The 24,050-nt window shown below is 62.3% G+C and carries 24 protein-coding genes and 2 tRNA genes; 16 read left to right on the top strand and 10 right to left on the bottom strand.

The genetic code is table 11. The features are described from left to right. Positions 1–114 precede the first annotated feature (114 nt). The 5 genes from murI to hemA are packed head-to-tail and all read right to left on the bottom strand — an operon-like array spanning position 115 to position 4,844. Entirely contained in the window at positions 115–915 is an 801-nt protein-coding gene (gene murI / locus ABM562_RS05980) for a glutamate racemase (protein ID WP_115088751.1), read from the bottom strand. Beyond that, a complete protein-coding gene (locus tag ABM562_RS05975) occupies positions 908–1,663 on the bottom strand; it encodes a molybdopterin-synthase adenylyltransferase MoeB (RefSeq protein ID WP_115088752.1) in 756 nt (251 codons plus the stop codon). Before ABM562_RS05975 ends, murI begins: the two co-directional genes overlap by 8 nt. Further along, complete coding sequence (prmC, locus tag ABM562_RS05970; RefSeq protein WP_460421162.1) at positions 1,657–2,487, bottom strand: peptide chain release factor N(5)-glutamine methyltransferase; 831 nt, start codon at positions 2,485–2,487, stop codon at positions 1,657–1,659. The genes ABM562_RS05975 and prmC overlap by 7 nt, the downstream gene beginning before the upstream one ends. Beyond that, complete coding sequence (prfA, locus tag ABM562_RS05965) at positions 2,488–3,570, bottom strand: peptide chain release factor 1 (protein ID WP_460421160.1); 1,083 nt, start codon at positions 3,568–3,570, stop codon at positions 2,488–2,490. Next, entirely contained in the window at positions 3,567–4,844 is a 1,278-nt protein-coding gene (gene hemA / locus ABM562_RS05960; protein ID WP_115088755.1) for a glutamyl-tRNA reductase, read from the bottom strand. Before hemA ends, prfA begins: the two co-directional genes overlap by 4 nt. Positions 4,845–5,020: 176 nt before the next feature. On the opposite strand from hemA, the gene ABM562_RS05955 reads away from it, so the two are divergent. The 9 genes from ABM562_RS05955 to ppk2 all read left to right on the top strand — a co-directional run bounded on the left by ABM562_RS05955 (position 5,021) and on the right by ppk2 (position 12,818). Beyond that, entirely contained in the window at positions 5,021–6,745 is a 1,725-nt protein-coding gene (locus ABM562_RS05955; protein ID WP_115088756.1) for a tetratricopeptide repeat protein, read from the top strand. 4 nt (positions 6,746–6,749) lie between these two features. Next, on the top strand, positions 6,750–7,367 hold the full coding sequence (gene lolB / locus ABM562_RS05950) for a lipoprotein insertase outer membrane protein LolB (RefSeq protein ID WP_115088757.1): 618 nt from the start codon (positions 6,750–6,752) through the stop codon (positions 7,365–7,367). 3 nt (positions 7,368–7,370) lie between these two features. Next, on the top strand, positions 7,371–8,222 hold the full coding sequence (ispE, locus tag ABM562_RS05945; protein WP_233674632.1) for a 4-(cytidine 5'-diphospho)-2-C-methyl-D-erythritol kinase: 852 nt from the start codon (positions 7,371–7,373) through the stop codon (positions 8,220–8,222). A gap of 34 nt (positions 8,223–8,256) precedes the next feature. Continuing rightward, positions 8,257–8,331, top strand: a tRNA-Gln gene (locus ABM562_RS05940). Positions 8,332–8,379: 48 nt separating this feature from the next. Beyond that, complete coding sequence (locus tag ABM562_RS05935; RefSeq protein ID WP_010225730.1) at positions 8,380–9,321, top strand: ribose-phosphate pyrophosphokinase; 942 nt, start codon at positions 8,380–8,382, stop codon at positions 9,319–9,321. Positions 9,322–9,459: 138 nt separating this feature from the next. Then, a complete protein-coding gene (locus tag ABM562_RS05930) occupies positions 9,460–10,059 on the top strand; it encodes a 50S ribosomal protein L25/general stress protein Ctc (RefSeq protein WP_115088759.1) in 600 nt (199 codons plus the stop codon). A 77-nt stretch (positions 10,060–10,136) separates the two neighbouring features. Next, positions 10,137–10,721: an aminoacyl-tRNA hydrolase gene (pth, locus tag ABM562_RS05925; protein WP_038997179.1), complete on the top strand. Its 585-nt coding sequence runs from the start codon at positions 10,137–10,139 to the stop codon at positions 10,719–10,721. Between the two features lie 21 nt (positions 10,722–10,742). After that, a complete protein-coding gene (gene ychF, locus ABM562_RS05920; protein WP_115088760.1) occupies positions 10,743–11,843 on the top strand; it encodes a redox-regulated ATPase YchF in 1,101 nt (366 codons plus the stop codon). A 165-nt stretch (positions 11,844–12,008) separates the two neighbouring features. Next, positions 12,009–12,818 (top strand): polyphosphate kinase 2, encoded by an 810-nt coding sequence (gene ppk2, locus ABM562_RS05915; RefSeq protein WP_115088761.1) that lies wholly within the window; start codon positions 12,009–12,011, stop codon positions 12,816–12,818. Positions 12,819–12,839: 21 nt separating this feature from the next. On the opposite strand, the gene ABM562_RS05910 is transcribed toward ppk2, so the two are convergent. Then, positions 12,840–14,009 (bottom strand): MFS transporter, encoded by a 1,170-nt coding sequence (locus ABM562_RS05910; RefSeq protein WP_115088762.1) that lies wholly within the window; start codon positions 14,007–14,009, stop codon positions 12,840–12,842. Between the two features lie 124 nt (positions 14,010–14,133). Beyond that, positions 14,134–14,277 (bottom strand): hypothetical protein, encoded by a 144-nt coding sequence (locus tag ABM562_RS05905; RefSeq protein ID WP_166675727.1) that lies wholly within the window; start codon positions 14,275–14,277, stop codon positions 14,134–14,136. 105 nt (positions 14,278–14,382) lie between these two features. On the opposite strand from ABM562_RS05905, the gene ABM562_RS05900 reads away from it, so the two are divergent. Beyond that, positions 14,383–14,940 (top strand): hypothetical protein, encoded by a 558-nt coding sequence (locus ABM562_RS05900; protein WP_460421155.1) that lies wholly within the window; start codon positions 14,383–14,385, stop codon positions 14,938–14,940. Between the two features lie 7 nt (positions 14,941–14,947). Here the strand turns inward: ABM562_RS05900 and ABM562_RS05895 are convergent, their stop codons facing one another. Continuing rightward, entirely contained in the window at positions 14,948–16,165 is a 1,218-nt protein-coding gene (locus ABM562_RS05895; RefSeq protein WP_460421153.1) for an MFS transporter, read from the bottom strand. 174 nt (positions 16,166–16,339) lie between these two features. Between ABM562_RS05895 and ABM562_RS05890 the strand changes: the two genes are divergently transcribed. From ABM562_RS05890 to ABM562_RS05875, 4 genes are all read left to right on the top strand, one after another. Next, positions 16,340–16,861, top strand: a complete 522-nt coding sequence (locus tag ABM562_RS05890) for an RNA polymerase sigma factor (protein ID WP_052251588.1) — start codon at positions 16,340–16,342, stop codon at positions 16,859–16,861. Further along, positions 16,858–17,799: a FecR family protein gene (locus tag ABM562_RS05885; RefSeq protein ID WP_134064323.1), complete on the top strand. Its 942-nt coding sequence runs from the start codon at positions 16,858–16,860 to the stop codon at positions 17,797–17,799. The genes ABM562_RS05890 and ABM562_RS05885 overlap by 4 nt, the downstream gene beginning before the upstream one ends. 101 nt (positions 17,800–17,900) lie before the next feature. Further along, the gene (locus ABM562_RS05880) at positions 17,901–20,315 is read left to right on the top strand and encodes a TonB-dependent siderophore receptor (RefSeq protein WP_115088766.1); all 2,415 of its coding nucleotides are present in this window, start codon (positions 17,901–17,903) and stop codon (positions 20,313–20,315) included. 93 nt (positions 20,316–20,408) lie between these two features. Continuing rightward, positions 20,409–20,485: transfer RNA gene (locus tag ABM562_RS05875), tRNA-Met, on the top strand. A 66-nt stretch (positions 20,486–20,551) separates the two neighbouring features. Here ABM562_RS05875 and ABM562_RS05870 read toward each other — a convergent pair. Next, entirely contained in the window at positions 20,552–21,166 is a 615-nt protein-coding gene (locus ABM562_RS05870; protein WP_115088767.1) for a LysE family translocator, read from the bottom strand. Between the two features lie 123 nt (positions 21,167–21,289). Between ABM562_RS05870 and ABM562_RS05865 the strand changes: the two genes are divergently transcribed. After that, on the top strand, positions 21,290–22,168 hold the full coding sequence (locus ABM562_RS05865) for a LysR substrate-binding domain-containing protein (RefSeq protein ID WP_460421151.1): 879 nt from the start codon (positions 21,290–21,292) through the stop codon (positions 22,166–22,168). On the opposite strand, the gene ABM562_RS05860 is transcribed toward ABM562_RS05865, so the two are convergent. Continuing rightward, entirely contained in the window at positions 22,156–22,773 is a 618-nt protein-coding gene (locus tag ABM562_RS05860) for a D-Ala-D-Ala carboxypeptidase family metallohydrolase (RefSeq protein ID WP_460421149.1), read from the bottom strand. The genes ABM562_RS05865 and ABM562_RS05860 overlap by 13 nt on opposite strands. A gap of 88 nt (positions 22,774–22,861) precedes the next feature. On the opposite strand from ABM562_RS05860, the gene ABM562_RS05855 reads away from it, so the two are divergent. Next, positions 22,862–24,001, top strand: a complete 1,140-nt coding sequence (locus tag ABM562_RS05855) for a hypothetical protein (protein WP_134064329.1) — start codon at positions 22,862–22,864, stop codon at positions 23,999–24,001. Positions 24,002–24,050: the final 49 nt, after the last annotated feature.

The raw sequence follows: 24,050 nt of genomic DNA, 5'->3' as shown, positions 1-24,050 counted from the left end.
AGAAACGTCCTATTTCCTAATGCTGTTGTTGGTTTTCTTGTCTCACCAGACAATAAATAGAAATCGGCAACGTTGCGTTAGTTCAGTCAATGTTGAGTGCTTTTCACACTTTTTTTACATTGCAAAGCTTCGCACACTGTCAGATTTATTCCACAACATTGGAAGGATCTTTCTCATATGTTCGGGGCTGGCGCTGGTCCAGAATTGCGCATCCCGAGCAGGTCCCGTGGCCAGCAGCTCGCGCTCGCCCAGAAGGCGCTGTAATTGCCGGGCAACCGCGGCGCCGGTATCGATGATCGCCACCGAGGCCGGGAGCATTTGCGCCAGCAAAGGCTTGAGGAAGGGGTAATGGGTGCAGCCCAGGATCAGGGTGTCGCAGCCGGCATCGAGCAAGGGTTTCACATAGCCTTGCAGCAGCTCGCGCACCACCGGGCTGTTCAAGTCGCCAGCCTCGATGCACTCCACCAGCCCCGGGCAAGGCTGGGTGACGACGCGAACGTCGTTGGCAAAGCGATCAAGCAAGGCGACGAATTTGGCGCTTTGCAGGGTGCCGGTGGTGGCCAGCACGCCAACGACACCGCTGCGGGTCGCGGCAGCGGCGGGTTTTACCGCCGGCTCCATACCCACTATCGGCCAGTGTGAATACTGTTCGCGCAAATCTGCCACCGCCGCCACTGTCGCGGTATTACAGGCCAGGACCATGGCCTTGGCGCCCTGTGCACGGAAGAACTCGGCAACCACACGGCAACGCTGGCGGATGAATTCCGGCGACTTCTCGCCATAGGGAATGTACCCGCAGTCGCCGACATACAGCAGCGACTCATTAGGCAGCAGGCGCTGGATCTCGGCCAGTACCGACAGGCCGCCGACCCCGGAATCGAAAACGCCGACCGGCGCCGCCGCAGCTTCAGTCATGATGCTCGCCACAGACACTGCAGCCTGGGTCACGCTTGACCCGCAGCTCACGGAATCGGCTACCGAAGGCATCGATCAACAACAGGCGCCCCACCAGCGGCTCACCGAAACCGGCCAGCAGCTTCAAGGCCTCGAGTGCTTGCAGGCTGCCGACCAGGCCGACCAGCGGGCCAAGCACACCGGCTTCGCTGCAGGTCAGCTCGGCTTCGCTGCCATGCCCGTACAGGCAGTGGTAGCAGGGGCTTTCCGGGCGGCGCGGGTCGAACACCGACAACTGCCCTTCCAGACGAATTGCCGCGCCGCTGACCAGCGGCTTGCCCTGGGCTACACAGGCGGCGTTGACCGCTTCGCGGGTGGCGAAGTTGTCCGAGCAATCCAGCACTAGGTCCACGACCTTGACTGCCTCGGCCAGGGAGTCTTCGTCCAGGGCACTGCGATGAGCCTGCAAGGTGATTTCAGGGTTTATCGCAGTGAGGCGTGCAAGCGCCGAGTCGACCTTGCTCAGGCCCACCGAAGCGGTGTCATGCAGTACCTGGCGCTGCAGGTTCGTGACGTCCACCGTGTCGAAGTCAGCCAGGTGCAACTCGCCAACGCCAGCCGCCGCCAGGTACAGCGCCACGGGCGAACCGAGGCCGCCGAGGCCGACGATCAGCACCCGACTGTTTTTCAGCCGCAGCTGACCGTCGATATCTACCTGCGCCAGGAGGATCTGCCGGCTGTAGCGCAACAGTTCCTGATCGGTCAGCACGACAGCCGCCCCAGGGTGATGCGCTCGTGGGCGTTGAGGTCCAGGCGGCTTTCAATCTGTTCGAAGTCATGTTTGGCCAGCAGCTCGCGCACCGCGGCGGCCTGGTCGTAACCGTGCTCGAGCAGCAACCAGCCACCGGGCAGCAGGTGCTCCGGCGCCTGGCTGATGATGCTGCGCAGGTCATCCAGGCCGTCTTCGCCGGAGACCAGCGCGCTGCTTGGCTCAAAGCGCACGTCGCCGGCCACCAGGTGCGGGTCGGCGGCGGCAATGTACGGCGGGTTGCTGATGATCAGGTCGTAGCACTCGCCTGCCAGGGCATCGAACCAGTGACTGCTCCGCACCGTCACGTTGTTCAACTGCAAGCGCTGGCGGTTGCGCTCGGCCAGGGCCACGGCTTCGAGGACGCGGTCAACGGCGGTGACCTGCCACAGCGGACGTTCGCTGGCCAGGGCCAGAGCAATGGCGCCGGTGCCGGTACCAAGATCGAGCAGTTTGACGGCGCTTGCCGGCAACAACTGCAGGGCGGTTTCAACCAGCAGTTCGGTTTCCGGCCGTGGGATCAAGGTATGCGGGGTCACCTCCAGGTCGAGGTTCCAGAACCCCTGCTGACCGAGGATGTAGGCCACCGGCTCGCCGGCACGCCGACGTTGCAGGTAGTCGGCAAAGGTCAGTGCCGCTTCGCTGCTGACAATCCGCTCCGGCCAGGTGTGCAGGTAGCTGCGCGACTTGCCGATGGCCGCAGCCAACAGCAGTTCGATATCCAGACGCGCCGTCGGCGAATCCGGCAGCTCCGCACCGCGGAGCAAGCTGGCAATAATCGTCATTTACTCACCCAGTGCAGCCAGTTGGTCAGCCTGGTATTCGGCCAGCAACGGCTCGATAACCGCGTCGACCCCACCGGCCAGAACGTCATCCAGGGAATACAGGGTCAGGTTGATGCGGTGATCGGTCACCCGCCCCTGTGGATAGTTGTAGGTACGAATTCGTTCGGAACGGTCACCCGAGCCGACCAGCAGCTTGCGCTCGCTGGCCATGGCATTCTGCGCCGCGCTGGTCTGGATGTCGTTGAGCTTGGCCGACAGCCAGGACATCGCCCGGGCACGGTTCTTGTGCTGGGAGCGTTCTTCCTGGCACTCGACGACGATGCCGGTGGGCAAGTGGGTGATACGGATCGCCGAGTCGGTCTTGTTGATGTGCTGACCACCGGCACCGGAGGCGCGGTAGGTGTCGACACGCAAGTCCGCCGGGTTGATCTCGATCGCTACCTGCTCGTCAGGCTCGGGCAGCACCGCCACGGTGCAGGCCGAAGTGTGGATACGGCCCTGGGATTCGGTTTCCGGTACGCGCTGAACTCGATGAGCACCGGACTCGAACTTCAGCTTGCCGTAGACGCTGTCGCCTTCGACCCGGGCGATGATTTCCTTGTAACCGCCATGCTCGCCTTCGTTCTCCGAGAGAATCTCCAGGCGCCAGCCACGCTTTTCGGCGTAGCGCGAATACATGCGGAACAGGTCGCCGGAAAAGATCGCCGCTTCGTCACCGCCGGTCCCGGCACGGATCTCCAGAAACACGTTGCGCCCGTCGTTGGGGTCCTTGGGCAGCAACATGCGCTGCAGCTGGTTTTCCAGCAGCGCCAGTTGCTCCTTGGCATCGCGCACTTCCTCAACGGCCATTTCGCGCAGGTCGGGGTCGCTGTCCTTGAGCAGCGCCTGGGCGCCGGCCAGGTCATCCTGGACCTTGCGCCACTGGGCGTAGGCAACGGCTACCGGCTCGACTTCAGCATATTCACGGGAATAGGCGCGAAAGCGAGTCTGGTCGGAAATGACCTCGGCATCGCCCAGCAGGGCGGTCAGTTCCTCGAAACGGTCCTGGAGCGTGTCCAGTTTATTCAGCAGCGACGCTTTCATTGCGGGGTTTTATCCGTCGAACCCTCGGAGAGGGCAAAGAGTTCCTGGGCCATGGCCAGCGCATCGAGGCGGCCTTCGGCAGAGAGCTTTTTCAGCTGCACGCTGGGCGCATGCAGCAATTTGTTGGTCAGGCCACGGGCCAGTTGCACCAGCACTTCGTCGGCGCTGGTACCGTTGGCCAGCAGGCGCTGGGCCTTTTGCAGCTCTTCGTCGCGCAGGCGTTCGCTCTGCTGACGATAAGCCTTGAGTACATCCACCGCAGCCAGCTCGCGCAGGCGCAGCATGAAATCTTCGGCGCCCACCGAAACCAGCTCTTCGGCGGCCTGGGCAGCGCCCTGGCGGCTCTTGAGGTTCTCGGCGACCACTTCATGCAGGTCGTCGACGGTATACAGGTAGACGTCGTCCAGCTCGCCAACCTGCGGCTCGATATCCCGCGGCACGGCAATGTCGACCATGAAGATCGGCTTGTGCCGGCGCTGCTTCAGCGCGCTTTCCACCGCGCCCTTGCCGAGGATCGGCAACTGGCTGGCGGTGGAGCTGATGACGATATCGCTGTTGACCAGCTCCTGGGGAATGTCGGCCAGCAATACCGCATGCGCACCGAATTGTTCGGCCAGGGTGCTGGCCCGCTCCAGGGTGCGGTTGGCCACGACGATGCGGCGCACCCCCTGCTCGTGCAGGTGGCGGGCGACCAGGGTAATGGTTTCACCGGCGCCGATCAGCAGCGCCTGGCTACGACCCAGGTCACTGAAGATCTGCTTGGCCAGGCTCACCGCGGCAAAGGCTACCGACACCGGGTTTTCGCCGATGGCTGTGTCGGTGCGTACCTGCTTGGCGGCACTGAAGGTGGCCTGGAAAAGCCGCCCGAGCAATGGGCCGATGGTCCCGGCTTCGCGGGCCACGGCATAGGCCGACTTCATCTGCCCGAGGATCTGCGGCTCGCCGAGCACCAGCGAGTCAAGCCCGGAGGCCACCCGCATCATGTGCCGCACGGCATCGTGATCTTCATGGATGTAGGCGCTGGCGCGCAGTTCATCCAGGCTCAGTTGATGATATTCGGCCAGCCAGCGCAGGATACTCTCTGCGCCCAGGTGGTCCTGCTCTATATAAAGCTCGCTGCGGTTGCAGGTCGAAAGGATCGCGGCTTCGCGGCTGGCGGTCAGTCGGCAGAGCTGCTGCAAGGCGTCCACCAACTGCTCAGGGGTAAACGCCACGCGCTCGCGTACGTCTACCGAGGCAGTCTTATGGTTGATACCGAGGGCAAGAAAGGCCATGCAAGGTCGCTGATTGTGACGAGAAGCCGATAATTGTCCTACTTCGCAGGGCGTAGAACAACCACCGCTCGCTATTGTCTCTATAGTCTACCCCTACCGAGACCTTCGCTTATGGGTTTGCCCCGGCGCTTGTGTCATGATGATCCGACCGCTGGTAAGCCGCCCAAATCCCGATTATGAATAGATCCTACGCGTTGCTCCTTGCCCTTGCCTTGCTCCAGGGCTGCCAGACCCTGGCTCCGAGTTCACCGGATGCCAAGGCGCCTGCAGATGCCGCTCCGGTGCAACCGGCCAAGCCCACCGTCTACGGATCGTTCAGCCAGGACACCGTGTACAGCCTGTTGACTGCCGAACTTGCCGGCCAGCGCGACCGTTTCGACATCGCCCTGGACAACTATGTCAGCCAGGCGATCAAGACCCAGGATCCGGGCATTTCCGAGCGCGCCTACCGCATCGCCGAATACCTGGGCGCCGACCAGGCCGCCCTGGACACCTCGCTGATCTGGGCCAAGAACGACCCGAACAACCTCGACGCCCAGCGCGCCGCTGCTATCCAGCTGGCCCGCGGCGGCCGCTATGACGAGTCCATGGTCTACATGGAAAAGGTCCTGCAGGGCCAGGGCGACACGCACTTTGATTTCCTCGCGCTGTCAGCGCTCGAAACCGACCCGGACACCCGCGCCGGCCTGCAAAACAGTTTCGATCGCCTGCTGGTGAAATACCCCGACAACGGTCAGCTGGTGTTCGGCAAGGCCCTGCTGCTGCAACAGGATGGCAAGGCCCAGGCCGCCCTCGACCTGCTCGAAGAACACCCGCCCGAGGCTGGCGAGATTGCCCCGGTACTGCTGCGCGCCCGCCTGTTGCAAGGCCTGGAGCGCGGCAAGGAAGCCCTGCCGCTGCTGCAAAAAACCATTCGCCAGTACCCGGACGACAAACGCCTGCGCCTGACCTATGCGCGCATGCTGGTCGAACAGGATCGCCTGGCTGACGCCAAAGCCGAATTCGTCAGCCTGGTCCAGCAGTACCCGGATGACGACGAACTGCGTTACTCGCTGGCCCTGGTCAGCCTGGAAACCAAGGACTGGGACGAAGGCGCCGGCTACCTCGAAGAGCTGATCGCCCGCGACAGCCATGTCGATTCGGCACACCTGAACCTGGGCCGCATTCATGAAGAGCGCAACGACCCCGAAAGCGCCCTGAACGAATACGCCCTGGTCGGCCCCGGCAACGACTATCTGCCGGCGCAACTGCGCCAGGCCGATATCCTCATCGCCAACGGCCGCAGCGCCGAGGCCTCGCGGCGCCTGGCCGCAGCCCGCGACGCCCAGCCCGACTACGCCATCCAGCTGTACCTGATCGAAGCCGAAGCCTTGGGCAACAACGACAAGGACGCCCAGGCCGGGCAGGTTCTGCAGCAGGCGATCAAGCAGTACCCGGACGACCTCAACCTGCTCTACACCCGGGCCATGCTGGCGGAAAAACGCAACGACCTGACCCAGATGGAAAAGGATCTGCGCAGCATCATCAGCCGCGAGCCGGAAAATGCCATGGCCCTCAACGCCCTTGGCTACACCCTGGCAGACCGCACCAGCCGTTACGCCGAAGCCAAGGCGCTGATCGACAAGGCTCACCAGATCACCCCGGACGATCCGGCGGTGCTCGACAGCCTCGGCTGGGTCAACTACCGCATGGGCAACCTTGACGAAGCCGAGCGCCTGTTGCGCCAGGCCCTTGAGCGTTTCCCCGACCACGAGGTCGCCGCTCACCTGGGTGAAGTACTCTGGGCCAACGGCAAGCGCCGCGAAGCCCGCCAGGTCTGGGCCAAGGCCTTCGAAGCCCAGCCCGACAGCCCCATCCTGCGCAAGACCGTCCTGCGCCTGACCGGATCCGAGACTCTATAAGCCTATGTTTTTGCGCCACTGCATCACCTTTTGCCTGATCGCCCTGCTTGCCGGCTGTGCCGGCTTCGGCTCCCGCGAGGCCCTGCGGGGCGAGGGCAGCCCACAGCTGTGGCGCGAGCACAAGCAACAGCTGAGCACCCTCGATGGCTGGCAGATCAACGGCAAGGTCGGTATCCGCGCGCCGAAAGACTCCGGCAGCGGCACGCTGTTCTGGCTGCAACGCCAGGATTACTACGACATCCGCCTGTCCGGACCGCTGGGCCGCGGCGCCGCACGCCTGACCGGGCGCCCCGGCGGCGTCACCCTCGAAGTCGCCAACCAGGGCCGCTTCGAGGCGCAAAGCCCGGAAGCCCTGCTCGAAGAACAACTGGGCTGGGAGCTGCCGATTTCGCACCTGGTCTGGTGGATTCGCGGCCTGCCCGCCCCCGACAGCAAGAGCCAGCTGACCCTCGACGGCGACAGCCGCCTGGCCAGCCTCAAGCAGGACGGCTGGGACGTGCAGTACCTGAGCTACGCCGAACAGAACGGCTACTGGCTGCCCGAGCGCATCAAGCTGCACGGGCAAAACCTCGACGTGACCCTGGTGGTCAAGGACTGGCAACCACGGCAACTGGGCCACTGATCTATGAACACTGCAACCCTGACCCTGCCGGCACCGGCCAAGCTCAACCTGATGCTGCACATTCTTGGCCGCCGCCCCGACGGTTACCATGAGCTGGAAACCCTGTTCCAGTTTCTCGACCATGCCGACGAGCTTTCCTTTGCCCTGCGCGAAGACGGTGAAATTCGCCTGCACACCGAGATCGACAACGTTCCCCATGACAGCAACCTGATCGTCAAGGCCGCGCGCAAGCTCAAGGCCCTGACCGGTTGCAGCCAGGGCGTGGATATCTGGCTGAAGAAAATCCTGCCCATGGGCGGCGGCATTGGCGGCGGCAGCTCCGACGCCGCCACCACCCTGCTCGGCCTCAACCATTTGTGGCAACTGGGCTTGAGCGAAGACCAACTGGCCGAGCTGGGCCTGACCCTGGGTGCTGACGTACCGGTTTTTGTCCGTGGCCATGCGGCGTTCGCCGAGGGCGTGGGCGAGAAGCTGACCCCGGTCGACCCCGAAGAGCCCTGGTACGTCGTGCTGGTCCCGCAAGTATTTGTTAGCACAGCAGAAATTTTTTCAGATCCGCTGTTGACACGTGATTCCTTGCCCCTTAAGATGCGCCCCGTTCCCAAGGGAAACAGTCGAAATGACTGCCAACCGGTGGTAGAGCAGCGTTACCCAGAGGTACGCAAATCGTTGAATTTGTTAAACGAATTCACTGATGCTCGGCTTACCGGAACTGGAAGTTGTGTGTTTGGGGCCTTCCCAAACAAAGCTGAAGCTGATAAAGTTTTGGCCCTTCTTGCAGAGACCCAAACAGGGTTTGTAGCTAAGGGAAGTAACATTTCGATGTTGCATCGCACGCTGCAGAGTCTGCTCTAGGAATCGAGCACCAGGTGCTCGCAGCAACAGATACAGGGGCGTCGCCAAGCGGTAAGGCAGCAGGTTTTGATCCTGCCATGCGTTGGTTCGAATCCAGCCGCCCCTGCCATTTTCCTTATACTCATCCAGGTATACCCTCAGCCTTCAGGTACTGCGCGTGTCCAAGATGATGGTCTTTACGGGGAACGCTAACCCCGATCTGGCTCGGCGTGTCGTACGTCAGCTGCATATCCCACTGGGTGATGTTTCTGTCGGGAAATTCTCCGACGGCGAAATCAGCACTGAGATTAATGAAAATGTTCGTGGTAAGGACGTTTTCATCATTCAGCCGACTTGCGCGCCAACCAACGATAACCTGATGGAACTGGTAGTGATGGCCGATGCCTTCCGCCGCTCCTCAGCTTCCCGAATCACTGCCGTGATTCCTTACTTCGGATATGCCCGCCAGGATCGCCGTCCGCGTTCGGCGCGTGTAGCTATCAGCGCCAAAGTCGTCGCTGACATGCTCACCGTCGTAGGTATCGACCGTGTTCTCACCGTCGACCTGCACGCTGACCAGATCCAGGGTTTCTTCGATATTCCGGTAGATAACATCTACGGCTCCCCCGTTCTGGTGGATGACATCGAAGACCAGCGTTTCGAAAACCTCATGATCGTGTCCCCGGACATCGGCGGCGTCGTGCGTGCACGTGCTGTTGCCAAGTCCCTGGGCGTTGATCTGGGTATCATCGACAAACGCCGTGAAAAGGCCAATCACTCCGAAGTGATGCATATCATCGGCGACGTCGAAGGACGTACCTGTATTCTCGTCGACGACATGGTCGACACCGCCGGCACCCTGTGCCACGCGGCCAAGGCCCTGAAAGAACACGGCGCTGCCAAGGTTTACGCCTACTGCACGCACCCTGTCCTGTCGGGTCGGGCGATCGAGAATATCGAGAACTCCGTGCTGGACGCACTGGTGGTGACCAACACCATCCCGCTGTCCGCTGCAGCACAAGCCTGTGACCGTATCCGTCAACTGGATATCGCACCGGTTGTTGCCGAAGCGGTTCGCCGCATCAGCAATGAAGAATCGATCAGCGCGATGTTCCGCTGAGGGTTTTACCCTCGCGAACCTCTCGTTGACGAAAAGCGCCCCGCCCCAACACTGGTTGTTGGGGCGGGGCTTTTTTGCCCACCCCGTTTGGCGCTGGTCGCAAACGCCTGCGGGAGATGGCTATTTTGGAGATACAAAATGACTGATTTCACTCTGAACGCCCAAGCGCGTACCGACCTGGGGAAAGGTGCGAGCCGCCGCCTGCGTCGTCTCGCCGCCCAGATCCCTGCCGTTGTTTACGGTGGTGACAAAGAAGCGCAATCCCTGACCATCGTGGCCAAGGAAATCGCCAAACTGTTCGAAAACGAAGCTGCTTACAGCCACGTTATCGAACTGAACATCGACGGCAAGAAAGAAAATGTCGTTGTTAAAGCGATGCAGCGTCACCCAGCCAAGCAGTTCATCCTGCACGCCGACTTCGTCCGCGTTGTTGCTGGCCAGAAACTGACCGCCAAAGTCCCTGTGCACTTCATCAACGAAGAAGCTCCGGTCAAGAAAGGCGGCGAGATCTCCCACGTTATCAACGAGATCGAAGTTTCCTGCGAAGCCAAAGACCTGCCTGAGTTCATCGAAGTCGACCTGGCCAACGCCGCCGTCGGCGCGATCATCCACCTGTCGGACCTCAAAGCTCCGAAAGGCGTTGAATTCGTCGCTCTGGCTCACGGTAACGACCTGGCTGTTGCCAACGTTCACGCTCCGCGTGTTGCGCCTGAAGCTGCAGAAGGCGCTGCTGAGTAATCTACTCGGCACGCCGGTGTTGACCGGGTTACAGCGCCCAGCGCTGTAACCCACAACTCCAAGGAAGAGCCCCTGACGTGACCGCCATCCAACTGATCGTCGGCCTGGGAAACCCCGGCCCCGAATACGAACAGACCCGGCATAACGCAGGGGCTCTTTTCGTAGAACGCATTGCCAGCGCCCAGCGCGTCAACCTGACGGCTGATCGCAAGTATTTCGGCCTGACGGCAAAATTCAGCCATCAGGGCAACGACGTTCGTCTTCTAATTCCGACCACCTACATGAACCGCAGCGGCCAAGCCGTTGCTGCACTGGCGAATTTCTTCCGCATCCCGCCAGATGCCATCCTGGTGGCCCACGACGAACTCGACCTGCCTCCCGGCGTCGCCAAGCTCAAGAAGGGCGGCGGCCATGGCGGGCACAACGGGCTGCGCGACATCATCGCCCAGCTCGGCAACCAGAATGACTTTCACCGTCTGCGGCTTGGCATCGGCCACCCGGGTGACAGCAGCAGGGTCTCCGGTTTCGTCCTCGGCAAGGCGCCACGCGCCGAGCAGGAGAAGCTGGATGCCAGTATCGATTTTGCCCTCGGCGTGCTGCCGGACATCCTCGCCGGCGACTGGACGCGTGCGATGAGAGAGCTGCACAGCCAAAAGGCCTGACTCCACGAAGAGGGATTCACCATGGGTTTCAATTGCGGCATCGTCGGCCTGCCCAACGTCGGCAAGTCCACCCTGTTCAACGCCTTGACCAAATCCGGCATCGCCGCTGAGAACTTCCCGTTCTGCACCATCGAGCCGAACAGCGGCATCGTGCCGATGCCTGATGCGCGCCTGGACGCCCTGGCGGCCATCGTCAAGCCGAACCGCGTGCTGCCGACCACCATGGAATTCGTCGACATCGCCGGCCTGGTCGCCGGTGCCTCGAAGGGTGAAGGCCTGGGCAACAAGTTCCTCGCCAACATCCGCGAGACCGACGCCATCGCCCACGTGGTGCGCTGCTTCGAAGACGAGAACGTGATTCACGTCTCCAACAGCGTCCACCCCAAGCGCGACATCGAGATCATCGACCTGGAACTGATCTTCGCCGACCTCGACAGCTGCGAGAAGCAACTGCAGAAGGTTGCGCGTAACGCCAAGGGCGGTGACAAGGATGCCCTGGCACAGAAAGCCATCCTCGAAAAACTGATCCCGCACTTCACCGAAGGCAAGCCAGCGCGCAGCCTGATGAAGAACATGGCGGACGACGAGAAGGCCCTGATCCGCGGCTTCCACCTGCTGACCAGCAAGCCGGTGATGTACATCGCCAACGTTGCCGAAGACGGTTTCGACAACAACCCGCATCTGGACGCGGTCCGCGCGATCGCCGAAGAAGAAGGCGCGATCGTGGTGCCGGTGTGCAACAAGATCGAAGCTGAAATCGCCGAGCTCGACGACGGTGAAGAGAAGGACATGTTCCTCGAAGCCCTGGGCCTCGAAGAGCCAGGCCTGAACCGCGTGATCCGCGCCGGTTACTCGCTGCTCAACCTGCAGACCTACTTCACTGCCGGCGTGCAGGAAGTCCGCGCCTGGACCGTCCGCGTCGGCGCCACCGCCCCGCAAGCAGCCGGCGTGATCCACACCGACTTCGAGAAAGGCTTCATCCGTGCCGAAGTGGTCGCCTATGACGACTTCATCCAGTACAAGGGTGAAGGCGGCGCGAAGGAAGCCGGCAAATGGCGTCTGGAAGGCAAGGACTACATCGTCAAGGACGGTGATGTGATGCACTTCCGCTTCAACGTCTGATCCGCTCCCTGGGTCCTGCCGGATCCGGATGAGCCCGAAACCCCTTGAGGCTATGCTTCAAGGGGTTTTTCTTTGCCTGCGTTGCGTACAAACGCTGGCCAATACCCAGGTCTATACTCAAAGCCGCATTCAAACGCCTCCCGTCCACAGACCAGGTATTGGCGCATGGCTAAGAAGAAGGAACAGCAAAGCAACAACGAACGCCTCCCGCGCAAGGAGTACGAGCAAGCGCTCAAGGCCCTGCACGTCGAGCTGGTCAAATTGCAGCAGTGGGTGGTGGCCAAGGGTCTGAAAGTCTGCATCGTCTTCGAAGGTCGCGACGGTGCCGGCAAGGGCGGCACCATCAAGGCCATCAGCGAACGCGTCAGCCCGCGGGTGTTTCGCGTGGTGGCGCTGCCAGCGCCGACCGAGCGGGAAAAAAGCCAGATGTACGCCCAGCGCTACATACAGCACATGCCCTCGGCCGGGGAAGTGGTGATCTTCGACCGCAGTTGGTACAACCGCGCCGGCGTGGAGCGGGTGATGGGATTCTGTACCGAGGAGCAGGCCAGCAAGTTCCTTTCGGTGGTGCCATTGTTCGAGAAGATGCTGGTCGATTCCGGTATCGTTCTCATCAAGTACTGGCTGGAAGTAAGCCCCCAAGAGCAGGAACGGCGCCTGAAAGAGCGCATCACCGACGGGCGCAAGATCTGGAAACTGACCCCGATGGACCTCAAGTCCTTCACCCGCTGGGACGACTACACCCGTGCGCGGGATGACATGTTCGCCGCCTCCGATACCTCCTGGGCCCCCTGGTATGTGGCCGTTTCCGAGGACAAGCGGCGGGTGCGCCTGAACATTATCAGCCACTTTCTCAAACAGGTGCCCTACGAGGACATCACCCAAAAGCAGAAGATCGAGTTGCCCAAGCGCGGCAAGATCGGGCGCTACAAAAGCACCCGCTACACCTCGCGCATGGTTCCCGAGCGTTTCTGAAAGGCACCTGGCACGCGAGTTCTACGCCGCGCCCTGATCGGCGCGCTGAGCCCGGAATGCACGACGCCGGGCACTGCGAGCGAACACCACGAACAGCGCCGCCATGGCCGTCAGCGCCATCGGCAGGCCATGGGGCGCAACGTCCATGGCCGCGCCGCTGAGCAATGGCCCGAGCAGGCTGCCGACGCCCCAGAGCAAGCCAACGCTGGCATTGGCGGTGACCAGGTCCTGGCCCTTGAACTGCTGACCGATCAACACCAGCGCCAGGGTATAGACCCCGCCCGCCACCGCGCCGAGCACCACCAATGCCGGCCACAGCAACCATTGCATGCCGATCAGCCACGGTAGCGCCAGGCCAATCAGCATCGCCACCACGCCACATACCAGGTGCACGGTGGTGCGTTCGCAGCGGTCGGCCAGCCAGCCGATCGGCAACTGGAAAAGCATGTCGCCGGTGAGGATCACCGTCACCATCAACGCCGCGACGCCCACTGCGTAGGCATGGTTGGTGGCATACACCGGCAGCAGCGAAAGAATCACCGCGTCGAAGAACGAGAAGAACAGCACGCCCATGCACAAGGCCGGCGCCACGCGGAAAAAGCCTGCCAGGGAAAAGCTCTTGCCGCCCTCCTCGCCATGCTCGACATGATCATTGGGTACCGTCAGCACAATGCACAGCAGCGCCAGGCCGTAGCAGGCAGTCACCACTGTCGTCACCCAGGTACTGTGCGCCCCGAGCAACGCCAGCATCGCCGGGCCGAGCATCTGGAACCCGGTGAATGCGGTAGCGTACAGGGCCATGATCTTGCCACGGTTGTGCTCCGGGCTCAGCTCGTTGACCCACGACTCGCCGAGGATGATCGCGATACCCATGCCGATACCCAGCCCCAGGCGCAACACGCCAAGCAGGTAGATCGAAGAAAAAGCCCATTCGAGCAGGCCGATGCTCAGGGTGCACAGGCCGAAGCACAGCAGGTAGATGGTGCGCCGGGTCAAGTGCCGGCAACAGGCATCGACCATGAACGCTGAAAGCATCATCCCTGCCGCCGGAATCGCCGAGACAACACCAATCTGCAAGGTACTGGCACCGCCGTCGAGCAAGCGCAGCGACACCAGCGGCAAGCTCGCCCCGAGGCTGAAACCGACCACCGAGACAGCAAACAACAAGCCCAGCAACAAACGCGTATTCATCACAACTCCAGACTCACCGGCGCAGGCACGACATCGCACCTGCGCAGGCGCATACATGACCGTAAAAAAGATTCGGATACAGGCGCGCCAGCCACGGCAAAACGCCGGGCATGCAGCCGCCAGGTCAGGAGGTGTGACGGTGAGGCGAGAAGGTAAAGGCGAACAGCACGCTGCGCCGACGCTTGAGCACCGTGTCACACGGCCAGTCGCACACCACGGTCTGGATAACAGCCGGCTGGATTGCGCGAGGACGGGAAAAGCGGTTCATGGGTCGACTACAGGCAAAAAGGAAGGTCGGCACTCTAGGTGAAGCCCGGGCCAGACGTCAATCTCGCCGTGCTACTCTCGCGCCATCATGGAAGAGGATCAGCGCATGTCCGAGCATCATCAGTTCATTTTCCCCCGCTATCGCCACCTGCCCGCAACGGACTGGAAAGCCCTGGAGCGACAGCTGCTGGCGCGCGGCTGGCTCGAGCCCGCTGCGGCCGATGCCCTGGATGAAACCGGCGACAGTGATGACAGCCTCTGGTGCAGCCCGCTGTACCGGCCGAGTGCCGAGCTGTTCCGGCGTCTCGGGATCGAAGCGGACCCCGCGCAGATCGTGCGCCTCTTCGAATTCGAGCCCGGCCAGCCGTTTGTCTGCGCCGGCGAGAACTTCACCTTGCCCGCGCAGTACCAGCAAGCTCAGGTGGCCGAAGAAACCTTCATGCAGTTCATGGGCGACGCCATCGAAGCGCCACACACGACATGGCGCAGCCCTGTGGAGGGTACCGCTTACTACCTGATGGACCTGGATTGGAACTTCAGCTTCGGCGTTGGCGAGCAAGTACTGCGCAGCGACCGCCTGAACCGCGCCGAAGCCGAATGCCTGGCGGCACTGATCGGCGAGCTGGCCGGGCAGCCGATGAGCTGCGCCCACCGGCATCGCTGATGGGGCCTCAGCGCTTGCCGGTGGACGGCAGGAGGATTGCCAGCAGGCCGAACAGCGGCAGGTACGAGCACAGGCTGTAGACGTACTCGATGCCCTTGAAGTCGGCCAGGTACCCCAGCAGGGCTGCACCGATGCCGCCAAAGCCGAACATCAGGCCGAAGAAGATCCCGGCGATCATGCCGACATTGCCCGGCACCAGCTCCTGCGCGTAGACGACGATGGCCGAGAACGCCGAGGCGAGGATGAAGCCGATGATGACGCTGAGCACGCTGGTCCAGAACAGGTCGACATAAGGCAGCAGCAGGGTGAAGGGCGCCACGCCGAGGATCGAGAACCAGATCACCGCCTTGCGCCCGATACGGTCACCGATCGGCCCGCCGAAGAAGGTCCCGGCCGCTACCGCGCCGAGGAACAGGAACAGGTGCAACTGCGAGCTGGCCACCGAGAGGTCGAACTTCTCGATCAGGTAGAACGTGAAGTAGCTGGTGAAGCTGGACATGTAGAAGTACTTGGAGAACACCAGCAACCCCAGCACCACCAGGGCGCCGATCACCCGCTGGCGCGAAAGGCCGTGGGTGGCGCGCTGGCCCTGCTTGGCCTTGAACAGGTTCAGGTGCTCCTTGTACCAGCGGCTCAGGCCATAGGTGACCAGCACGGCACAGACCGCGAACAGGCCGAACCACACCACATTGCCCTGGCCGAAGGGAATGATGATCGCCGCCGCCAGCAACGGGCCGAAGGCGGAGCCGGCGTTGCCACCGACCTGGAAGGTCGATTGCGCCAGGCCAAAACGCCCACCCGAGGCCAGCCGGGCGATACGCGAGGTTTCCGGGTGGAAGGTCGACGAGCCAATACCCACCAGCGCCGCCGCCAGCAGAATCATCGGGAAACTGCCGACATAGGCGAGCATGACAATGCCCATCAGGGTGCACAGGGTGCCCAGCGGCAACAGGTTCGGCATCGGTTTGCGGTCGGTATAGAAACCCACCCAGGGCTGCAGCAACGAGGCGGTGATCTGGAACGTCAGGGTGATCATCCCGACCTGGGCAAAGGTCAAACCATAGTTGGCCTTGAGCAGCGGGTAGATCGACGGCAGTACTGACTGGATCAGATCGTTGATCAAGTGCGCCAGGGCACAGGCGGCGATGATGCGCATCACCAGCGGGCTGCTCTGGGCAGTCGCGGTGCTGGCGGGTGACGTTGACGAGGCAGTGCTCACAGCCATGACAAAAGCTTCCATCCGGTGGGCGGGATCCAATTATCCAGAAATCGTTAGCAAGCGCACTATTCTTTTCGACCAACGTACTTTCGACGCACTTGTTAATAATTCTCAATAACGTTAGCATCGGCTGCGTTTTCACAGACTCCACTGCCTGCCTATCCGAGGCCCGCATACGCCATGTCCGACGACCAGGACAACCGCAGCCTGTCGCTGCTCTATCAGCATCATCGCAGCGAACTGCTGGCCTTTCTGACCCGCCGCGTGCGCTGTCGGGAAACCGCCCGCGACCTTCTGCAAGATGCCTTTGTCCGGCTGATGCACAGTGAGCGCGGCGAGGTTGGCAACCTGCGAGCCTTTTTGTATCGCATCGCCAACAACCTGAGCATCGACCATGCTCGGCGCAGCCAGGTACGTGGGGTCAATGACGAGCAGGCGCTGGAGCAACTGCTCAACGAAACCTCACCCGAGCGCAGTGCCGTGGCCGGAAACACCCTTGACCATCTTGAACGCCTGATCGACGGCCTGCCTTCGCCGACCCGCGAGGTGTTTCTGCTCGCCCGGGTCGAGCAATTAAGCTACAAGGACATCGGCGCACGCCTGGGGCTCGACCCGCGTGCGGTCGAGCGTCATTTGAACAAAGCCCTGAGCCATTGCGCCGCGGCTGCCCTGCATAACCGAAACAAGACTGACCTGCCATGAACCCATCGCCAAATTCCTCCCATCCGACCGAACCTGGCGACCGGGACCAGCAAGCCCTGGACTGGTTTACCCGGCTGCGCGCCGACGACCTCGGCGCCGAGCAGCGCCAGGCCTTCGAACAGTGGCGCCAGGACCCGGAGAACGCCCGCACCTTTGCCGAAGTCGAGCTGTTCTGGCAACAGCTGGAACTGCCGGCACGCCGCCTGCACAAGATCGAACGCCGCGCGGCACCACGCTCCTGGGGCGGTTGGGCAGTGGCCGCCAGCGTCTTGCTGATCAGCGGCCTGGTGATGCTGCAACTGCCGTTGCTGCAGCGCCTGAACAGCGATGTCGCCACCGCCGTTGGCGAACGCCGGCAGATTCAGCTGGCCGATGGCTCGCGGCTGACCCTCGACAGCGCCAGTGCCGTCGATGTCGACCTGCGCGGCCCCGTGCGCAAGCTGCGCCTGGTGCAAGGGCAGATGTTCATTGAAGTGACCCACGATGGCCGGCCCTTCGTGGTCGATATCGATGATGCTCAGGTGCAGGTGCTGGGCACGCGGTTCTCTGTCAGCCGCGGTCGCGATCACGATGAAGTGGTGCTGCTCAAGGGCAAGGTCGAGGTCAGCAGCGCCGGCGACAAACGCATGCTCGCCCCCGGTGAACGGGTGACCCTGAGCGGCAGCCGCCTGGACCAGGTCGAGAAGGTCGACGCCGAACGCCTGCTGGCCTGGCGCGACGGGCAGCTGCGGGTACGCGAGGTACCCTTGCGCAAGGTGCTGGAACAACTTGCCGAGTATCAGGGCAGTCGCCTGCTGTACATCGACGAACAGGTCGGCCGGCGCCCGGTCAGCGGTAGCTTCAACCTCGACCAGGCCGGCAGTGCGATCGATGCCCTGGCGCGCAATCAGAACCTGAGCGTCAGCCACCTGGCCGGCCAATGGATCATCGTGCGCTGAGCCGGTGAATTAATTTTTTTAGTTTTCGGTAATTGCCGTTCCTGCTGCGTCACACCTCCACATAAGAAGCATTATCGTTTGTATTCTCTGGGGGAGGACACATGCAGTACCCACGCGATTTCGTATTCAGCCGTCAACCGCTGGCCCGCGCCATCCTTGCGGCCAGCCTGTTTTGCGTCACCCTGAGCCTGCCGGTACAGGCCGCCGAGCCTGCCCAGGCCCAGGCCCAGTCGCAGGATTTCAACATCCCGGCGCAACCCTTGGCCGATGCCCTGGACCAGTTCAGCGCCCAGAGCGGGCTGCAGGTGATCTACGACGCCAATCAGCTCAACGGACGCTCGTCGCCCGGGGTAAAGGGCCGCATGAGCCCGACCCAGGCGCTGCAGGCACTGACCGCTGGCAGCAGCGCGCGCTTGAGCCAACCCAACGCCAGCAGCTTCGTCATCGACCTGCCGATGGAACTGGGCAGCGCTTTGCAACTGGATGCCCTGAGCATTTCCGGCAAGGCACCGGGGTCGACCACTGAAGGCACCGGGCTCTATACCACTTACTCCTCCAGTAGCTCGACGCGGCTTAACCTCACCCCGCAGGAAACCCCGCAGTCACTGACCGTGATGACTCGCCAACGCTTGGATGATCAGCGTCTGACCAACCTCAGCGACGCGCTGGAAGCCACCCCCGGGGTGATCGTCGTGCGCGATGGCCTGGGTGCCGAGACCGACAGCTATTATTCGCGCGGCTTCGTCATCCAGAACTACGAGATCGACGGCGTCCCTACCGTCACGCGGATGGACAACTACACCCAGAGCATGGCGATGTATGACCGCATCGAGATCGTGCGCGGCGCCAGCGGCCTGATCAGCGGCATGGGTAACCCGTCGGCGACCATCAACCTGATCCGCAAGCGCCCGACCGCCGAGGGCCAGGCCAGCGTTACCGGCTCGGCGGGCACCTGGGACCGCTATGGCACCGGCTTTGACGTCTCCGGGCCGCTGACTGAAAGCGGCAACGTGCGTGGCCGCCTGGTCGCCGACTACAAGACCGAAGGCGCCTGGGTCGACCGCTACAAGATGGAAAGCCAGTTGCTGTATGGCATCAGCGAATTCGACCTGAGCGAAGACACCCTGCTGACCATGGGGTTCAGCTACCAGCGCACCGACGTCGACTCGCCGCTGCGTACCGGCTTGCCAACCCGCTTCAGCACCGGCGAACGCAGCAACCTCAAGCGTTCGATCAACATGGCCCCCGACTGGTCCTACAACGACCACGAACAGACCAGCTATTTCGCCTCGGTGGAGCAGCAATTGGGCAATGGCTGGAGCGGCAAGATCGAGTACAGCCATTCGGAAAACAAGTTTGACGAAGTGTTCGGCTTTCTCATGGGCAACCTGCAGCCCGACGGCAGCGGCCTGACCCAGTTGCCGACGCGCTTTTCCGGCACACCGCGCCAGGACAACCTGGACATGTACCTGACCGGCCCGTTCAGCCTGTTCGGTCGTGAGCATGAACTGATTGGCGGCGTGACCCTGTCCAAGTACAACGAAAACGTGCCGAGCTGGGGCGGCTGGCGCTACGACTACAACGCAACGCCGGGTGCGGCGGTGGATAACATCTTCGACTGGGACGGCAAGCAGCCCAAGCCGGACTGGACCATCAGCGGCAAATCCTCGATGGAGGAGACCCAGTACGCCGCCTACCTCTCCTCGCGCCTGCACCTGACCGACGATCTCAACCTGATTCTCGGCAGCCGGGTGATCGACTGGAAACGCGATACCGAAGATCGTCCATACGGCGGCGAAAAAACCGAAGTCAGCCGCAAGGAAACCGGAGTATTCATCCCCTATGCCGGTGTGGTCTACGACCTTGATGAAACCTGGGCGCTGTACGCCAGCTATACCAAGATCTTCAACCCGCAGGCCTCCTGGGTCACTGACGAAAACAACAAGCCGCTCGACCCGATGCAAGGCATCGGCTACGAGGTCGGCGTCAAGGGCAGCCATTTCGACGGCAAGTTGAACTCGAGCCTGGCGCTGTTCAAGCTCGAACAGGACAACCTGGCGATCTGGCTGCATGACAACGTCTACGATGCCAAGCAGGACACCACCTCCAAGGGCCTGGAGATGGAGCTCAATGGCGAGCTGGCCGAGGGCTGGCAGGCGTCTGCCGGATACACCTACACCCTGACCACCGACAACCAGGATGAGCGCATTGCCACTGTGTATCCGCGCCACAGCCTCAAGACCTTCACCAGCTACCGCCTGCCCGGGATGCTCGACAAAGTCACCGTCGGCGGCGGCGTCAACTGGCAGAGCAAGGTCGGCCTCGACCTGCACAGCTTCGACCAGGGCAGCTACGCGCTGGTCAACCTGATGGCGCGCTACGACATCAGCGAAAACCTCAGCGCCACGGTCAACCTCAACAACGCCTTCGACCGCGAGTACTACTCGATGGCGTCGTCGTACGGCAACTACGGGGCGCCACGCAACCTGATGACCACGTTCAAATATGACTTCTGAGCCCGTTTACGGCTAAGCGGTTGATCGCGCGTTAATTTTTTTGAAAAAGAGTGTTGACACAAATCCGTTTCAGGCGAATAATGCGCGCCACTTGGCTACATAGCTCAGTTGGTTAGAGCATAGCATTCATAATGCTGGGGTCCGGGGTTCAAGTCCCTGTGTAGCCACCAAGTACTAAAAAGGGCTTACCGCAAGGTAAGCCCTTTTTTCTTGCCTGCGATTTTTACCCCTCCCGCTTAGCGCACATTGGCGAACACCACCGCCAGCCCCAGGCCAATCAAGGCCACGCCAATCACCCGGTCAACCAGACGCTGGCGTTCGAGCATGGCCCGACGCAATACCGCGCTGGAGAAAAACACCGCCACCAGGCTGAACCACAGCCAATGGGCGAACGACATGAACGCACCGTAGCCGAAGTTGATCGCCAGCGAGCTGCCCGGCTGCACCACCTGGGTATAGGCGCTGACCACGAACAGCATGGTCTTGGGGTTCAGGGCGTTGGTCAGAAAGCCCGAGCGCAAGGCCGCCAGCACGCCAAGCTGACTGCTGCTGCCGCCCTCCAGGGAAATCCGCGTGGTGTTGGTCAGCGACTTGTAGCCAAGATAAATCAGGTACCCCGCTCCCAGCACCTTCATGGCCAGGAACAGCGCCGGACTCTGGCTGATGATCACCGCGATGCCCAGCACGGTGTACAGCACATGCACCTGTACGCCAAGGGCGATGCCCAGGGCCGCAGCCAGGCCCGCACGGCGGCCAAAGGCGTAGCTGCTGCGGGTCACCATGGCAAAGTCGGCGCCCGGGCTGATCACCGCCAGCACGGTGAACAGGGCAACGGCTATGAGTTCATTCACGTAAAGCTCCTCGATCTGCTAGGCCAATGCACAGATACGTCTGCGCGCTGCCATTATCGAAAGCTTCGGGTAGGGCCAAAAGCGATTTATAGTGAGGCAAATCCGCTAGTTTTTCTCACAGATATGAAACTGCCTGCACTGTCCGCCTTTCGCTATTTCGACGTTGCCGCGCAAACCCAGAGTTTCGTGCGCGCCGCCGAACTGCTCAATGTCACCCACGGCGCCGTGAGCCGGCAGGTGCGCCTGCTGGAGGAGTCGCTGGGGGTGCCGCTGTTCGAGCGGCGCAATCGGGCGATCTTCCTCACCGCCGCCGGCCGCGCCCTGCACGGCACCACCCTGTCGGTGTTCGAGCAACTTGAAGGCGCGGTGTACCGCCTGCAGCAACAGGCGCGAGAGAACGTACTGGTGCTGTCGTGCGAACCGACCATCGCCATGCGCTGGCTGATCCCACGGCTGCCGGCCTTTCATGCCGCCCACCCGGATATTCACCTGCACCTGGTGGCGGCCGGCGGGCCGATCGACTTCGCCCGCAGCGGTGTCGACCTGGCCCTGCGCCGCGATGACTTTCACTGGGACGCCAACCTGCATGCGCTGAAGATCTGCGACGAATGGGTCGGCCCGGTGTGCAGTGGCGGCCATGCGCTACCCGAACAGGGCCTGGCCGGCCAACGCCTGCTGCACAGCGCTTCGCGTCCCAATGCGTGGAACACCTGGCTGCGCCAAAGCGGCGAATCGGCTCAGGGCAGCAGCCGCGCCGATTACGAACACTTTTACCTGTGTATCCAGGCTGCCGCTGCCGGGCTGGGTGTGGCCATGGCCTCGCGCCTGATGGTCCAGGATGAAATCGACAGCGGCCAACTGCGGGCGCCGCGCGGTTTCATCCAGGATCAATCGGCCTATTTCCTGCTCAGCCCCCAGGCGATTCTTGAAAACGACAAAAGCCGCTGCTTCGCCGAATGGGTGATCGAGCAATCGGCAGCCTGCCTGGCTCACCTGGCCTGAGCTTTGCCGGCCACCGCCGGGGCGCAGAAGGATGACCCGGCGCTGAAGTCGCCGCCCCAGGTGCGGTAACCCGCCGTGTCGATGTGAATGCGCCCCGACGGGTAACGCCCCAGGCCCATGTTCCAGTCCTTGCCATGGGCCTGCCAGAAGCTGCACAGCGGCGTCGGATCGGCCCAGTCCGGCAGCAGCAGGTCGACCGCGAACGCACGGGTATGGGCGCTCCCCATGGCGCCCCCCGCACAGCGGTTGAGCACCGGGTTGCGGTAAGCCGAAACCACCTCATAGCGCTTGAGCACGCCCTGGTCACCCAGGGTCTTGAGCAGTAGCAAGGTCGAACGCACCGCCGGCCACTGCGAGGCTGGCGCCACTGCAAACGGCTCGGCCCTGCACAAGCGCCAGTCACTGGCCGAACGCAGCAGCTGATGGATTGGCACTACGCCATACACGCGTGCATCCACCAGCATCTGGCGAAAAGGCCGAGTCTGATGATCACCGGCCCACTGGGCAAACAGGTACAGGTCACGCTCTTCGGCCTGCGCCTGCGCAACGCCGAGCACTGTCAGCAAAAATCCTGCACCGATACCAGCCTTGCACCACGGTTTCATCAGCCTGCTCCCCTTCCCAATCCCCAGGAAATTCCTCCAGTATGGCAAGCCTCCCGACTGCGGGGAGAAACTGACAAGGAGTTTAAGCATGCACAAGACTGCTCCATTGACCTTCGCCCTGGCCACACTGGCCTTCAGCAGCGCCATCCAGGCCGACGCCCGGATCGACCTGGGCAACCAGGAACGCGTGAACCGGCTGTTTGCCTACCCCAACAACTGCAACGTCATCTGCTTTCGCGACTGGACGCTTGAGCAGACCGTGGAACACTACCTGACCCAGAGCGTGCAACGCGACGGATACACAGGCGCGACCGTGAAGGTCAGTCGTGACAACGACAAACTGCATGCTGACATCCAGGGGGTACCGAGCGACTACAGCAAGCCCCTGCAAGCGCTGCTCGACACTGGCGAGCTGGCCTATCAAGGCGCCAGCCAGCTCAACCGCGAAGGCAAATGGGCTTATAGCTGGAACCTCTTCCTGCCCCTGGGCATGGCCCTGGAAAAGCGCCGCAGCATTGAGCTTTTGCACTTCCCGCCGGATTACTCGCTAACCCAGGCCCAGGACTACCTGCGCTCCAACACCACCGACCGCTGGGCCACGCTGCTGACCTTCAACGGCATCCCCGCCGAGCAGACCCCGGCCTACCAGACCATCGTCGACATTGCCCCGATCGCGGCCCCGGCCAGCGCCGGCAAAGATCTGGAAGGGGTGTATGACTACTTCAAGGACTATCAGGTGCAGATGGTCAGGGAGGTGACGCGAACCGGCAATGGCGCATCCTTGCCGATGGTTGCCTTCGGCTCGCCGGTGCGCAGCTGGATCGAACAGCAGTATGGGCCCAAGCTCTATGTACTGGGCCTGGCGACCATCAGCCCGACGCCCGGGCAGAAGGTCCCGGTGCTGGGTGCCAACCACCCGAGTGCGATCTGGTATGCGGCGGACAAAAACAACAATGGCGGCGACCAGGACAAAGCCGACCAGGCCGGGCTGAAGATGATGGGCCAGGATCTGAGCGCCGCCTGCTGGCAGGCAGGCATGGGTCGTAACCCGGGGGCGGATGCCAAGGCTACGCTTGGCGCCTGTACGCAGAAGTGGCAGGTGACGGCGAAGAAGCAGACCTGCGAGCTGTATTTTCGCACGATTCGCAACATGACCCCGGAGCAGGCCAGTGCCAAGTGCAATACCGGGGCGGTGACGCGGACGTTGCGGGACTTGCAGAAGACTTGAGGTGAAGCCTGTCGCGGGGCAAGCCCGCTCCCACTTCTGTAGGAGCGGG

The sequence above is a fragment of the Pseudomonas sp. ZL2 genome, from assembly GCF_054788455.1.
This window is presented reverse-complemented; position numbering and strand designations above follow the sequence as displayed.